Raw genomic sequence first — 14,098 nt, 5'->3', positions numbered from 1 at the left:
AAGGTTTAATATCATGAGTGGAAAAATAGTACAAATTATCGGCCCGGTTATCGACGTCGAGTTTAGTGGTGCTGAGTTACCTAAAGTTCATGATGCGTTGATCGTAGATGACGTTGCGCTTACTCTAGAAGTACAGCAGCAAGTTGGTGATGGAGTTGTTCGTGCCATCGCAATGGGTTCATCAGATGGTTTAAAGCGTGGTATGCAAGTAACTAATACTGGTGCAGCGATTTCTGTACCAGTTGGTAAAGCCACACTTGGACGTATCTTCGACGTATTAGGGAATACAATTGACAACGCGGGTCCAGTTGATACTGAAGAACGCGCTGTTATTCACCGTAAAGCGCCTAAGTTTGAAGAATTAGCCGCATCTCAAGAACTTCTTGAAACCGGTGTTAAGGTTATCGACTTAATTTGCCCCTTCGCGAAAGGTGGTAAAGTTGGTCTATTCGGTGGTGCCGGTGTTGGTAAAACCGTAAACATGATGGAGTTAATTCGTAACATCGCGATGGAACACTCAGGCTTCTCAGTATTTGCTGGTGTAGGTGAGCGTACTCGTGAAGGTAATGACTTCTATCACGAAATGGCTGAATCTGGTGTATTAGACAAGGTTGCTCTTGTTTATGGTCAGATGAACGAGCCACCCGGAAACCGTCTACGTGTAGCCCTAACAGGTCTTACAATGGCGGAATACTTCCGTGATGAAGGTCGTGACGTATTGTTCTTCGTTGATAACATTTACCGTTATACCCTTGCGGGTACCGAGGTATCGGCTCTATTAGGTCGTATGCCTTCTGCGGTAGGTTATCAGCCAACCTTGGCCCAAGAAATGGGTGAAGTTCAAGAGCGTATTACCTCTACTAAAACCGGTTCTATCACGTCTATCCAGGCCGTTTACGTTCCTGCGGATGACTTGACTGACCCATCACCAGCTACAACCTTTGCTCACTTAGACGCAACTGTTGTATTGAACCGTTCGATCGCTGAAACAGGTATTTACCCTGCCATCGATCCGCTTGATTCAACTTCTCGTCAGCTAGATCCTCTAGTTGTTGGTGTTGAGCACTATCAAGTTGCTAACGGTGTACAGCAGACGTTACAGCGTTACAAAGAGTTGAAAGATATTATTGCTATCCTAGGTATGGATGAGCTTTCAGAAGAAGACCGTTCTTTAGTAGCACGTGCTCGTAAGATGCAGCGTTTCTTCTCTCAGCCTTACTTCGTTGCGAAAGTGTTTACAGGTGAAGATGGCCGTTATGTACCATTAGCTGAAACTATCCGTGGTTTCAAAATGATTCTTAGCGGTGAAATGGATGATGTTCCTGAGCAAGCATTCATGTACTGTGGCGCGATCGATGAAGTTATCGAGAAAGCACAGAAATATAAGGGGTAATAAGTTATGGCAGTCTCTATGCAAGTAGATATAGTAAGTGCGGAAGGTGAGATTTTCTCTGGAAAAGCCGACATGCTTTTCGCACAGGCTGCCAATGGAGAGGTAGGTATTTTGCCTTTCCATACCCAGTTTTTAAGTCAGTTAAGACCTGGCGAAGTACGTGTGAAAAGTGGTGATGAAGAAGATGCTTTTTTCGTCAACAGTGGCACAATCGAAGTTCAGCCGCATGTGGTGACCATTTTGGCCGACACATGTGTGCGTTCTAAAGACTTAGATGAAGCTCAAGCACTTGAAGCAAAACAGCGTGCTGAAGAAGCAATGGATAACGCAAAAACTGATGTCGATATAGCGCGTGCGCAAATCGACTTGGCGGAAGCGGTAGCCCAAATTCAGACAATTACGAAACTACGTGATCGTTTGGAAAAAACTGGGATGGCTTAATTTAGTCCCCCGAAAAAAAGAAAGCGCCTTCGGGCGCTTTTTTTATAATTAACTAAAAGCCCTGAACATTTTATTGGCTGGTTTTATACTAAGTGCTCAGCCATTTAGAGTGTTGAGGATTTTTAGGAGATGTTTCAATGAATTTAAATCTTGTTATCTTGGCGGCGGGCAAAGGTACACGTATGCGTTCCAAATTGCCAAAAGTACTTCAACCTTTGGCGGCCAAACCGTTATTAGGACATGTGCTTGATAGAGCAGGTCAACTTAACCCTGCCAAAATTACTCTGGTAGTTGGACATGGATCAGACCAAGTTAAACAGGTATTTAATTCTCCAGCAATTCGTTGGGTTGAGCAAACCGAGCAACTTGGCACCGGTCATGCCGTTCAACAAGCTTTACCCTGTATAGAAGGCGACGATCGCGTATTAATTTTGTATGGGGATGTCCCTTTAACTCGGCCTGAAACGTTAGAAGATTTATTGTCTCAAATTGATGCCAAGCATCCACTCGCTTTACTCACTATTAATTTAGAAGATCCTACCGGCTATGGCCGAATTTTACGTGATAAACATCATTGTGTTACGGCTATCGTCGAACAAAAAGATGCAAATGCTGATCAGCTAAAAGTGAACGAGGTTAATACGGGTATTATGGCCGTACAAGGCCAGCAATTGCAGGCCTGGTTGTCACGCCTTCAAAACAATAATGCACAGGGAGAATATTATCTAACCGATATTATCGCGATGGCGGTGGATGATGGATTTCAAGTTCGTACGGCCTCTCCGTCTTCAGAAATGGAAGTGTTAGGTGTAAATAATAAAGCTCAGTTACAAGATTTAGAACGTCAATTTCAGCGTCAGCAAGCCCAAACCTTAATGGAGCAAGGTGTTACGTTACTTGATGCCAATCGTTTGGATATTCGTGGTGAGATAGAAGTAGGTATGGATGTCGAACTGGATGTGGGTGTCATCATCGAAGGTCAAGTTAAACTAGGTGATGGTGTTAAAGTCGGTGCCTATTGTGTTCTGAAAGATGTTGAGATTGCGTCCGGTACAATCATCAAACCTTTCAGTCATTTAGATTCGGCTAAGCTGGGCCAAAACTGTAATATCGGCCCTTATGCTCGAATTCGACCTGGTACAAATTTGTCGGATAAAGTAAATATCGGAAACTTTGTAGAGTTAAAGAATGCACAGGTTGGTGTTGGCTCGAAGGTTAACCATCTAAGTTACGTCGGTGATACCAATATGGGCTCTGACGTTAATATAGGCGCGGGCACAATCACTTGTAATTATGATGGCGTGAATAAATACAAAACCATTATTGGAAACAATGTATTTGTTGGCTCTGACAGCCAATTAATTGCTCCAGTAACAATTGAAGACGGCGCTACAATTGGAGCCGGTTCAACCATTACTAAAACGGCACCCGCGAATGAACTCACACTTAGTCGAGCTAAACAACTCACTCTAAAGGGCTGGCAAAAGCCGGTTAAAAAATAGCCATGATGACGGAACAAGACTATCAACTTATTAACACTACACTCGCCGAAGAAGGTTGGGAACGAATCAGTTTTGATGGCGGTCAGAGTCATTTAATGGGTTGGACGATTGAAAGCGTCTGGCAAAAGGACCAAGCTAAAATTACGCTCAATCACAGCGAACGTTATAGCGAAGTTAGTTACGAAATCAGCGCTAATCCGAAAGGCGTAGACTGGATTAAACAGCAGGGCTGGGCCCATGTTTTCGAAGATTAAACCCTATATTGATTTAATGCGTCTTAACAAGCCGGTGGGTATTTATTTGGTGCTCTGGCCGGCGCTTTGGGCATTATGGTTGGCGGCGGAGGGCTCTCCTCCAGGCCTGGTGCTTTTGGTTTTTGTGCTCGGCGCCATAGTTGTTCGTTCGGCAGGTTGTGTCATTAACGACTATGCAGATCGTCATTGGGATGGATCAGTAGCACGAACTTGTGAGCGTCCCTTAGCAACGGGACAGATTAAACCACGCGAAGCACTATGGTTATTTTTTGGTTTGGGCTTATTGGGTTTTAGTTTGGTTTTACTGCTCAACACTTTAACCATTGCATTGGCGGTTGGTGCGCTCTTGTTAACCGCTTTATATCCTTATACCAAACGATTTACGCATTGGCCTCAGGTTTTTTTGGGGATGGCGTTTGCCTGGGCCGTGCCGATGGGCTTTGCCGCCGTGCAAAACACGGTTCCCTACCAGGCCTGGTGGGTGTTTGCGATTACTCTGTTGTGGACTTTAATTTACGACACCATGTATGCGATGACGGATAAACCAGATGATTTAAAGGTCGGCATAAAGTCTACCGCGATTTTATTTGGTGATTATGACCGTTTGATCATAGGTTTACTACAAGTCCTTATGTTGGGTATGTTGCTGGTGATGGGGAAACTTTTTGATTTAAACACGATTTATTATGTCAGTTTGAGCTTGGTGATGGCTTTGTTTGTATACCACCAGTGGCTGATTAAGGATCGAGATCGTGCACTCTGTTTTAAAGCCTTTAAACATAACCATTGGGTAGGCCTCATTATTCTGCTGAGTTTGATATTGAATTATAGCGATGCTCAGTTACTGTAAACGGTGTGAACTCGCAAAACCAACCATCGGATCCAAATCTAATTGCCAATCGGCCTTTAAAATCGCATTCGCTAATTGACTTTGTAGTGCTCGGACAAAAGGCGGGTAAAGATTCAACATAATACCTGATCCACTTTTAGGTTCTAAAGCTAAGCGCGGCATGGGTGCGTCTTGTTTCATAAAACGTAAGCTACTCAACACGATAGGCTCTTTTCCCAAAGGGTAATGAGGATTGTCCGGCTCGTTAAATTCATCATCCAAATTATAATCATGATCTTCATGTTCAGCCTTATCAGGCATTTCGACCATGGGTTTAAGTGTTTCAGGATTCAGACCTTGTAAGGCAGGCACTAAGATTTTGACATACCGACGCGTAATCCAAGCCTTCATCACATGATGGGTCGGGGTTGCAATCGTGAGCAAAATTCGATCTTCTGTATTGTTGTAACGTAACTCAAGTTGTTTAATCGCTTGGCTCATGACGCCCTTTTGTGTGAAATGAAAACCTGACATTATAGCCGATAAACCTACAGCTATAAAAAAGCCGGGATAAACCCGGCTTAGTCGCTTTGCTCGTTCAAAACAAATTAACGACGGATACCTTCAACATGAAGATCAAGGTAGGCTTTAGCCGAAGCTGGACCTAAATCCATCTTAAAGCCAAAGTCTTTCATCGTGATTTCAGTTGTGCCCTCAAAGCCTGCGCGGTAACCACCCCAAGGATCATCACCTTCACCAATTTTGTTGGCAACAATTTCAATCTCTTTAGTGACACCGTTTAAAGTAAAGTCACCTTTAATTAACTTAGTGCCATCTTTTTGGTTTGTCACGCTGGTGCTAACAAACTTGGCTTGTGGATGTTCACCTACATTTAAAAAGTCATCGCTGCGTAAATGTTTATCACGTTCAGCATGGTTTGAGTTCACGCTGCGTGTGTCGATGGTGACTTCAACTTTCTCGTTTTTAGGGTTTTTTGCATCATGCACAAAATGACCATCAAACTTATCAAAACGACCGACTAACCAGCTGTAACCTAAGTGATTTACTTTGAAGTTAATGGAAGCATGCATGCCTTCCATATCAAAATCATAAGTAACAGGTTTAGCGTGGGCTAACGGAAAAACTAAGGCTAAAGATAAGCCAGCTAATAAATATTTCAACGCTTTCATATTACGCTCCTTGGTAGAAAAAATAGTTATGGAAGCATGCGCTTCAGGGTGTTATCGCGATCAACAAAATGGTGTTTCAATGCGCCAGCAATATGTAACAAGGCCAGGCCAATTAAGCTCCAAGCAAAAATTTCATGCAAATCGCCTGCAATGTCTTCTTGATATTCAATGCCCGTTGATATCGCCGGAATCGAGAACCAATCAAACACATGTAAGGGCTGCCCCTTAGCCGTCGTGATCATATAGCCTGAAATTGCCAGCAGCAGCATTAAGCCATACATTAAAGCATGGGTAACGTGAGCTAGTTTGCGTTCCCAGTTTTTATGAGTTGGTATCAACTCAACTTTCGGGTTCGCCAGACGCCATAACAAACGAAACACCATTAAACTTACGACAAGCACACCAATACTGCGATGCAAATCAGGTGCGGTTCGATACCAAGCACTATAGTAGGTTAAATCCACCATCCAAAGTCCAAGGCCAAACAGGCCAAATATGGTCACCGCAATTAACCAATGCAAAGCGATTTGAACCACTCCATATTGATTTGCCTGATTTGTTAACATAAAAATGCTTCCTTATTGGTACGTGACTATCCTAACTATTTCTCATATGAATGATAATCCCACTAATATAAAAATACTTTTTCCATACAGAAACAACCAGGCCTGGTGATTTATTACTTCCCTCTTAGCAGCGCTTTAGTGCGTCTAAAGCCGCATCGTAATCGGGTTCTTGGACAATTTCGGGAACCTGTTGGGTATAACAAATTTTTCCATTCGAATCGACGATCACAACGGCACGCGATAATAAGCCCTGGAGTGGACCGGTTGTTATTATTAAACCATAACTCTCACCAAAGGCCGAGTGACGAAAGCTCGACAAATTAATTACCTGGTCTAAACCTTCGGCACCACAAAACCGTTGTTGAGCGAAAGGTAGGTCGGCGGAAATACACAGCACTTGTACATCCTTTACCTTAGAGGCAATCTCATTAAAACGTCGAACCGAAGCGGCGCAAACACCAGTATCGATGCTTGGAAAAATATTAAGCACCAATTTTTTGCCAGCATAGTCGGCTAAATTAGTATCGCTTAAGTCGGCTTTAGTGAGGGTAAAGTTTGGAGCAAGAGAGCCCGCTGTTGGTAGCTCGCCAATTGTTTGGATTGGTTGGCCTTTGAGAGTAATACTCGCCATAATCTACTCCTTATTTTTTCGAATAGGCTTATGGATTGTGTCACTAAATACTATTTAAAACAAGCAGACCTAAGGCTTATAGAAATGGATTAATCAGGCGCGCGGATTCGGTGGGTTGAGAAATCTCTGCATAGTGCGCGTGCGTTAAATTTTGATATAAAAATGTTTTCGCATGTCCGGTGGCATGGATTAAATCATCCCCCTGTGAAAGATAAAAAGCCAACGCAGAAGACAGGGCGCAACCGGTGCCTTTTACATTTAAGTGAGTCAGACGCGGGGCTGAAAAAACCTGCGGCGGTCGATCGGGGTACAGCAAATAATCGACCGCCTCGTCATCTAAACTATGGCCGCCTTTCACTAAGACCGCCTGCACACCTAATGCAAAAAAGGCCTGGCCAATATCACTCATTTCATCGGCTAAGCCTTTATATTTCGTGCCGAGCAGCGCGTTGACTTCTGGAATATTGGGTGTGATGAGTTGTGCAAGTGGAAGCAACTGGCGAATTAAGGTTGAATGGGCCGATGGAGATAACAAGGCTTGACCACTAGAGCTGACCAAAACAGGGTCCAATACAATCGGGCATTGTGCAGGTTTCAGTGATTGGCTAAGCGCCTGAATAATCTCAGCGCTGGCGAGCTGACCAATTTTGATCGCATCAATTTTAACATTCAATAATAAGCTATCTAACTGTGCTGACACCTGCGCGGCCGATAACGGAAACACGGCTTGCACACCTGCAAAATTTTGCGCGGTGATCGCGGTGGTTACCGTAACCGCATACCCGCCTAAAGCATGAATGGTTTTTAAGTCAGCTTGCAGTCCGGCACCGGCCAGCGTATCCGAACCAGCAATCGTCAGAATGATAGGTTGATTCATAGTTTAGCCAAGTCAATAATCGGCGGAAACGCGAGTAGATTTTCATCACGTTTAACATAGGCACTGTTATAAAAATGTACGCCATTAAACTGTTTATAGCCATAGCTTTCATGAATATGACCGAACAAGTGCAGCTTAATGTTTGGGTGTTGATCTAGAGTTTCGCGTAAACGTTCACAGCCCAGCGGACGCGCTTGAGGACGACCCAAATCCAAGTGACCAAACGCAGGGCCATGCGTGATGAGTACATCGGTATCTTGGGGGATTTGTTGCCATTTTTCGGTTATTTCAGGGCCATTGATAGGTAAGTTAAATGCCCAGTTCATAAACTCTGGCTGCCAAGGAGAGCCATAGAATTTGACTTGGTTAATGACAACTTCATCATCTTCTAAATAATGAATTCCAAACTCATCCAGCAAGTATGTTTTTAAGTCGACGGTTTGAGTTAGACATTCATAACAGAACCAGTCATGATTGCCCGCGACTAAAATTTTATGTTTAAAAGGCAACGCCGCCAGCCACTTAATAAAAGCTTCAAACTCATATTGTTTGTAACCGCTATCACGAAGCTCGGTTAAAAAATCGCCTGAATGCACCAACACATCCGCCTCAACATGAGCAAAGTCGATTTGACGATGGAGGCCGTGGGTGTCACTGATATGAACGATTTTCATGCGTATCCTTCGGTTTTGAAAGTTTATTTTAACCTAAGCGACTGGTGGAAGTCGAAACAAGACGGGCGGGCTAAGGCGCAGATGAATAACCAGTTACAATGTTAAACTTGCGCCATAAAAAAGCCCGCTAAAGCGGGCGATTGATGTGGTTAAGGTGAAATTAAACCGATACGACAGTTAATAAACTCAATAGCCAAATTAAGGCGATTGAGCCAAAGGTGAGGATAATTCCCCAAATGATGGCTTTCATTCCTGTCATATCACTCTCCTTTGCCAAAGCTGGCGTAATAATCCGCCAAGGCATCAATTTCGGCATCGGTTAGATTATAAGTGAATTGCGCCATACCTTCATTAAGGTCATTGGTACGCAGTTTGTTTTTGTATGCTTGCATCGTACGCACAAAATATTCAGGCGTTTGACCCGCTAAGGCTGGGGTAACGCCGTTGCCTTCCCCTTTAGCCCCATGACAAGACGCACAAGCGACAATCATGCGAGACATATCACCTTTGCGTGTTAATCGATCAATAGCCGGGTCAATTTGCTTGGCTTCCGCACGTGGAGGAAGGCTTTGATCGGCATAATAAACAGCCAAATCGGCCATGTCTTGTTGAGACATAGGCTGAGTAGCGGCATGCATTAAGCTAGCTTTGCCATCGCCTTCGTTACGTAAGCCACTTTTATAATCCAACAAGGTTTTGTAGGTATACTCGATCGGTTGCGCCGCCAGACTGGGGGCATTGCGTGAAGGCGCGACGCCGTTTGCGCCATGGCAGGTCATGCACAAACCATTACGATGTAAATCGGCACCACGTTGAATATCACCTTGTGGCATTTTCTCTAATGTCTTACTCCATTGCATGGGTGTCCAAGGCTCAGCCTTTGGGGCATGATCCGCTGCCATCGCCGAACCGGTCATAAATGTCCCAGCACTGAATAGAGCGACAAATAATTGTTTTTTCATATTGCTCTCCTTGTCACTCAGCTGAAAATATCTTTACGGAAGGTACGTTGCCAATTCTTCGCCAGTTCGGCGCGAATGCGACGTTCGTAAGGATTGTCGGTGACTTTGGAAAGTCGTTTTTGCAGCAGGTAAGTATCGCCGCCGAAACGGTGGGTATCGGCAATGCTCATACCGTATTCTTCCGAAATAATCGCGACACAGTTGTTAGTGATAAACGGCGTACCTGGTTCACGACCCTCTAACTGATCCACAATCGCTTGTGCCACTACTTTGGCTTGGTTGCTGGCGATGTAGCCGGTTTTCGACATAGGGGCATCCACCATGTCACCGATCACAAATACGTCAGGATGAACATCCGAGGCAAAGGTTTTAGTGTCAAAAGGCACCCAACGTTGACCCTTAGCTAATCCCGTATCCATTGCAAACTTAGAGGCTTTATGCGGTGGAATGATATTAATCACGTCCGCTTTTACCTTTTCATCATTGGCCGTGGTGATCACTTTATTTTTAGCATCGACTTTGACCGCACGACCACCTTCTTGTTCACTGATCCAGCTAATACGAGCGTTATCGGTGCCATATCCGTGACGCTCTGTCCAGTAATGCCAATAGTGTTTGTCAAAAGTGAAACCGTTTTTGGAATCCAAAATTAAAATTTTGGCGGTGGGGTTTACCTTTTCAAGTTGTTCGGCGATCATCGAAGCACGCTCATAAGGTGCGGGCGGGCAGCGATAAGCGCCATCGGGTGAAGAAATAACCACCGTGCCGCCTTGGCGCATAGAATCAAGCTGTTGTTTTAGTTTGGCTGTTTGCGGACCAGCCTTCCAAGCGTGTGGTAAATCGGTAGCGGCCAACTGCGCGCTGTAACCTTCCACCGCGTCATACATAAAGTCCGGGCCAGTTGATACCACTAATTTGTCGTAGCTCACCCAATCGCCTGAACTAACACGAACACGATGCTTGTCGTAATCAATCGCGACTGCCTTATCTTGGATCATGTTGACCCCAAAACGGGTTTTAAACGTGTCGTAGTTATAGGTTAGATTGTCTAAGGTTTCGTGACCATTAAACACTTCGTTACTGCCAGGGCAGAAGGTGTATTCCGGGTTAGGTTCAATCATGGTAATGCGTACGCTGCCGTCCGCAATACGTAGATATTTTGCCAAAGCCGCGCCACCAATACCACCACCTACGATGACGATATGAGCCGATTTATTCGACCAGGCCTGGTTGTTGAAACCAAACAAGCCTGAACCGGCAACAGCGGACGCGCCTAGGTATTTAATTAATTGTCTTCTCGTTAAAGAGCTCATGGTTTCACTCCTTGTTTTACTGTGCCGTCTGCATTTAAATGCGGCCATTGTTGGGCCGGTTGTGCCGCAAAATAATCCGCCATAGCTTCGATTTCTTTATCGTTGTATACATACGCGACATCGTGCATCACCACGGTGGGGAATTCGTTGGCACGAAATGCTTTCATTAATTTAATAAAATCATCGCGATCCATACCTGCTAAAGGTGGCATGCCTTCGCTGAACTCGGCGCCCATGGTGCCGTGACAAGCCGAACAATTATCCGCCAACATTTTGCCGCTTGGCATTGGATATTGTTGGTTGATCTGATTGATTTGATCATCGGTTAATTTAGCTTTAGCCGCCAGACCTGGTAACGAAACACAGGCCAAAACCGCTAAGCTGATGAGTTGTTTTTTCATAGTTATATTTCTCCAATCCTATTGAGCCCAGATCCAGAAACCGATGGCGAAGAAGTGAATCATCCAAAGACTGACAATCCAAATTGCGATGGTTCCCATACGATCAACGGCTTTACTTGGGGTATAGACACCTTGGCTTTGGCCAACCTTCCAAGCAATCGTCAAGAAGTAGGCCAAAATAGCGCCACCAACGACCGCAAAGGTGCCAAAGAATAGGGCGGTTGAATACCAATCCATCGTGACTTTATAGTCAAAAAAGTCATAACCAAATGCACCGTTTAAGATGTCGTAACGCAATACTTCACGTCCGATAGACGCGACTAATACCGCGACAAACACCACGCCTAATGCCATGTAATTGCAAAGTGATTGACTTTCTTTTAAACGAAGCTGAGCCCATGCCGCAACACCAATTAAGGCGACAATCGGTAATAAACCCCAAATGGTTAGGCCAAACCCTGCGGCGGATTCTTGTACGGTCGCCATCCAGCCGATATAAGGCACGATCACCACTAAAGAACCGATTTTTATCCATTTCTTGCCAAGCTCACCTGCCCAGTTCAAGTAGTCTTGATCCATATCAGTACGAACCGACTTGAAGCGACGATAAGCCACCAACATCGCACCTGCGGCTGGAATGCCTAGCAAAATAAAGAAGGCATAACGCCAAGGGTTATTGGCATGCAGTTGTGAACCGCTGTAATCCATCATGCCGCCTGGTGCATACCACTCTTGCCATAGTTCAGGATGTAACATTTGCGAGGTCAAGCTATGCATAATCCAACCAGCGAATAAGAAGATCACTAAACTCGCTAAGATCGACCAGCGTGCTTTAGGAGAGCCCGCATTTTGGCCGTATTTACCATTTTTAAAATAGTAGTAATACATCGACCAGTAACCGGCAATCATAATCACGATAAACGCAATCACCCAGTCAGCTGAAAGCACATTGGAGGTATACCATTGTGGGTCATATACCACCTGTACAAATAGCAGCGGGGCGACCCCGATGACGATCGCAACCGATACCGATACTTTCGCCACTTCCAACATAGCGCTGGCTAAGCGGCGCCAGTTATCTTGCTTACTGAAGGCACCAAACGCAGTGAGCGTGGCGGTACCCAGCATTAGTTGTACAAAGAAAATATGCAGTGCAAAGGTCAATACACCCAATGCGACAAACACAATTGGGTAGAAAGGTACGCCTGCGGGGTTGCGCATGGCGTACATCATTTCGGTCAATTGCATGGCTTCCATTATTGAACCTCCTGTTTAGCCGACTCATTCAAGCTCACTACCAGGCCTAGTGCCTGATCAGCCAGCTTGCTTGCTTCACGATTTGCTATTTCTTGTTCAATCGCCACTTGTGTCGCCGCTTGACCGCTTTCGTTATTCATCACTAAATAGGCCGATAACGCTTCGATTTCAGAGTCGATCATAGGCATTTTTGGCATGTAAGCGATATGTCCAGGCATAATTGCACCGCGGATATAACGTGCCATGACCTCTTGTGTCACGCCTTCAGGGAAATAACGATGTAATGGTCGAATCCCAGTTTCGCTAGGTGAATGACAGTTCGAGCAATAGGTCATAGTGATAAATTCACCCGCTTGAATAATATTGCCGTCATTTACTTCGCGCAGATGCGCAGGCGTCATAGGGTGAGACTTCAAGATGCCGTGCTTTTCAAGGTGGGGTAATTGTGACTCGATCCCCATACCCGGCACATCCCGACCAATGACTTGGTTGGAGTAAACATATTGACCCGCTACCCAAGGTTTACGCATAGATTCACGCGCGGTTTCTTCCGGCCATAAACCGGCCACCAATAAAATCACCGCCATCGAGCCGGCAAAGCCAGCCACCAATAAACGCGGTTTCCACATGGTGACAATGAAATAAGCCAAGGTCATCGCTAACACGATCATAATGCTGGGACCGAAATAATCTGGCAGACGGTTTTCCATCACCAATAAAGCCGACTCCGGTACGGTTTTTAAATAAACCTGGAATAACCCTGCGCCGATCAAGGTGGCGATAATCCCTAACCAACCGAGCTTGCGCGCCATTTCTTTTTTGAACGCTGGGTTGGTAATGCTGGCAACCACTATGCCACCAACAATCGCGGTCATAGTCATCATAAAGGTCATGCGCATACCCAATTGCACAAAGGTATTGTCACCATAGAAACCAAGCAAATAGCCGCCTTCTTCAAACCAAGCCTCTTTACCCGGCACCATCATGAAAGACAAGATACCGATGATAATCACCATGGTCGCGAACGAAGAAATACCGAAAATCACCGAGATTTTCATGTGGGTCTTCTTATCAACCTTGCCGACTAGGTAAACGATCATATAAATCCCGACCACCTCGATCACGAAGAACACCCATTCGGTTGCCCACTTCCAAACAAAGGAGTGGATCAAAGCGCCGATACCATTCGGGCTGGCGACCGTGGTTGAATACCAAATCCCCACCCCAGTTAAGGAGCCGGCGACATAGGTGAACACCAATAAAAACAATCCATACTTCTTAACAAAGTCTAGATAGTCATCGTTATCTTCTTTGTAGGCTCGGTAGGATAAGTAAGCGAACAACAAAGCCGCGCCTACCGATGTATGAGAGGCCAGTACATGGAAGGTCGCAATAAAACCAACCACCCAGCCTGATCCCACCATTGGTTCGAACCAAGTTGGAAATAAGCTAATGAATTCCATAAAAACGTCCTTTTTCATTAGATGATATGCAGACTAATGACTTGTCTTAACAAGTTTAGTCAGCGAATAAGTAAAATTCTCAAATCAATCATACGCCTAAGCTACGATGCGTTCATGACACTTTGTTTGAGATTGTTGCTTGGGATAGATTGTATATAAATAATGTGAATGTGGTTATCGAATAATTTAATACTTAAATGTCTAAAAATTTAATCACCCATACAAATTAAAAGGTTTATTCGTGACGATAAGTATATATGCTTACCTACCTTCTAAAAGACGTGCTTTTATAGAGTCTAGGCTTAATTATGTATGTAGGATAAATCTAATTAATACAGATGGTTA

At 44.7% G+C, this 14,098-nt stretch carries 16 protein-coding genes; 5 read left to right on the top strand and 11 right to left on the bottom strand.

Annotated features, from left to right (window positions below; genetic code table 11):
• The first annotated feature begins 10 nt into the window (after positions 1-10).
• The 5 genes from atpD (at position 11) to ubiA (ending at position 4,440) form a co-directional block, all read left to right on the top strand.
• Positions 11-1,393, top strand: coding sequence for a F0F1 ATP synthase subunit beta (atpD, locus tag N746_RS0100335; protein WP_211245128.1), 1,383 nt, complete (start codon positions 11-13; stop codon positions 1,391-1,393).
• A gap of 6 nt (positions 1,394-1,399) precedes the next feature.
• Positions 1,400-1,834: a F0F1 ATP synthase subunit epsilon gene (locus N746_RS0100330; RefSeq protein WP_029933370.1), complete on the top strand. Its 435-nt coding sequence runs from the start codon at positions 1,400-1,402 to the stop codon at positions 1,832-1,834.
• 137 nt (positions 1,835-1,971) lie between these two features.
• Positions 1,972-3,336 (top strand): bifunctional UDP-N-acetylglucosamine diphosphorylase/glucosamine-1-phosphate N-acetyltransferase GlmU, encoded by a 1,365-nt coding sequence (gene glmU, locus N746_RS0100325; protein ID WP_029933369.1) that lies wholly within the window; start codon positions 1,972-1,974, stop codon positions 3,334-3,336.
• Positions 3,337-3,338: 2 nt separating this feature from the next.
• Positions 3,339-3,590 (top strand): hypothetical protein, encoded by a 252-nt coding sequence (locus N746_RS0100320; RefSeq protein WP_245603302.1) that lies wholly within the window; start codon positions 3,339-3,341, stop codon positions 3,588-3,590.
• Positions 3,574-4,440 (top strand): 4-hydroxybenzoate octaprenyltransferase, encoded by an 867-nt coding sequence (ubiA, locus tag N746_RS0100315; protein WP_029933367.1) that lies wholly within the window; start codon positions 3,574-3,576, stop codon positions 4,438-4,440. Before N746_RS0100320 ends, ubiA begins: the two co-directional genes overlap by 17 nt.
• Here the strand turns inward: ubiA and N746_RS0100310 are convergent.
• From N746_RS0100310 to N746_RS0100255, 11 genes are all read right to left on the bottom strand, one after another.
• Entirely contained in the window at positions 4,432-4,920 is a 489-nt protein-coding gene (locus tag N746_RS0100310; RefSeq protein ID WP_156018221.1) for a hypothetical protein, read from the bottom strand. The two genes, ubiA and N746_RS0100310, sit on opposite strands and share 9 nt — an antisense overlap.
• 107 nt (positions 4,921-5,027) lie before the next feature.
• Positions 5,028-5,609 carry a YceI family protein gene (locus N746_RS0100305; RefSeq protein ID WP_029933365.1) on the bottom strand — a complete coding sequence of 194 codons (582 nt, stop codon included), beginning with the start codon at positions 5,607-5,609 and terminating at the stop codon, positions 5,028-5,030.
• A gap of 26 nt (positions 5,610-5,635) precedes the next feature.
• Positions 5,636-6,175 (bottom strand): cytochrome b, encoded by a 540-nt coding sequence (locus N746_RS0100300; RefSeq protein WP_029933364.1) that lies wholly within the window; start codon positions 6,173-6,175, stop codon positions 5,636-5,638.
• Between the two features lie 124 nt (positions 6,176-6,299).
• On the bottom strand, positions 6,300-6,806 hold the full coding sequence (gene tpx, locus N746_RS0100295; RefSeq protein WP_029933363.1) for a thiol peroxidase: 507 nt from the start codon (positions 6,804-6,806) through the stop codon (positions 6,300-6,302).
• A gap of 76 nt (positions 6,807-6,882) precedes the next feature.
• Positions 6,883-7,683, bottom strand: a complete 801-nt coding sequence (gene thiD / locus N746_RS0100290) for a bifunctional hydroxymethylpyrimidine kinase/phosphomethylpyrimidine kinase (RefSeq protein ID WP_038125784.1) — start codon at positions 7,681-7,683, stop codon at positions 6,883-6,885.
• Entirely contained in the window at positions 7,680-8,357 is a 678-nt protein-coding gene (locus N746_RS0100285) for a metallophosphoesterase family protein (protein WP_051678415.1), read from the bottom strand. The genes thiD and N746_RS0100285 overlap by 4 nt, the downstream gene beginning before the upstream one ends.
• Positions 8,358-8,617: 260 nt before the next feature.
• A complete protein-coding gene (locus N746_RS0100275; protein ID WP_029933360.1) occupies positions 8,618-9,319 on the bottom strand; it encodes a c-type cytochrome in 702 nt (233 codons plus the stop codon).
• 17 nt (positions 9,320-9,336) lie between these two features.
• Complete coding sequence (locus N746_RS0100270) at positions 9,337-10,632, bottom strand: NAD(P)/FAD-dependent oxidoreductase (RefSeq protein ID WP_038125783.1); 1,296 nt, start codon at positions 10,630-10,632, stop codon at positions 9,337-9,339.
• The gene (locus tag N746_RS10800) at positions 10,629-11,033 is read right to left on the bottom strand and encodes a c-type cytochrome (RefSeq protein ID WP_051678414.1); all 405 of its coding nucleotides are present in this window, start codon (positions 11,031-11,033) and stop codon (positions 10,629-10,631) included. The genes N746_RS0100270 and N746_RS10800 overlap by 4 nt, the downstream gene beginning before the upstream one ends.
• A gap of 18 nt (positions 11,034-11,051) precedes the next feature.
• A complete protein-coding gene (locus N746_RS0100260) occupies positions 11,052-12,290 on the bottom strand; it encodes a hypothetical protein (protein ID WP_029933357.1) in 1,239 nt (412 codons plus the stop codon).
• A complete protein-coding gene (locus tag N746_RS0100255; protein ID WP_029933356.1) occupies positions 12,290-13,753 on the bottom strand; it encodes a c-type cytochrome in 1,464 nt (487 codons plus the stop codon). The genes N746_RS0100260 and N746_RS0100255 overlap by 1 nt, the downstream gene beginning before the upstream one ends.
• Positions 13,754-14,098: the final 345 nt, after the last annotated feature.

The sequence above is a fragment of the Thiomicrospira pelophila DSM 1534 genome, assembly GCF_000711195.1.
Classification (GTDB): domain Bacteria; phylum Pseudomonadota; class Gammaproteobacteria; order Thiomicrospirales; family Thiomicrospiraceae; genus Thiomicrospira; species Thiomicrospira pelophila.
This window is presented reverse-complemented; position numbering and strand designations above follow the sequence as displayed.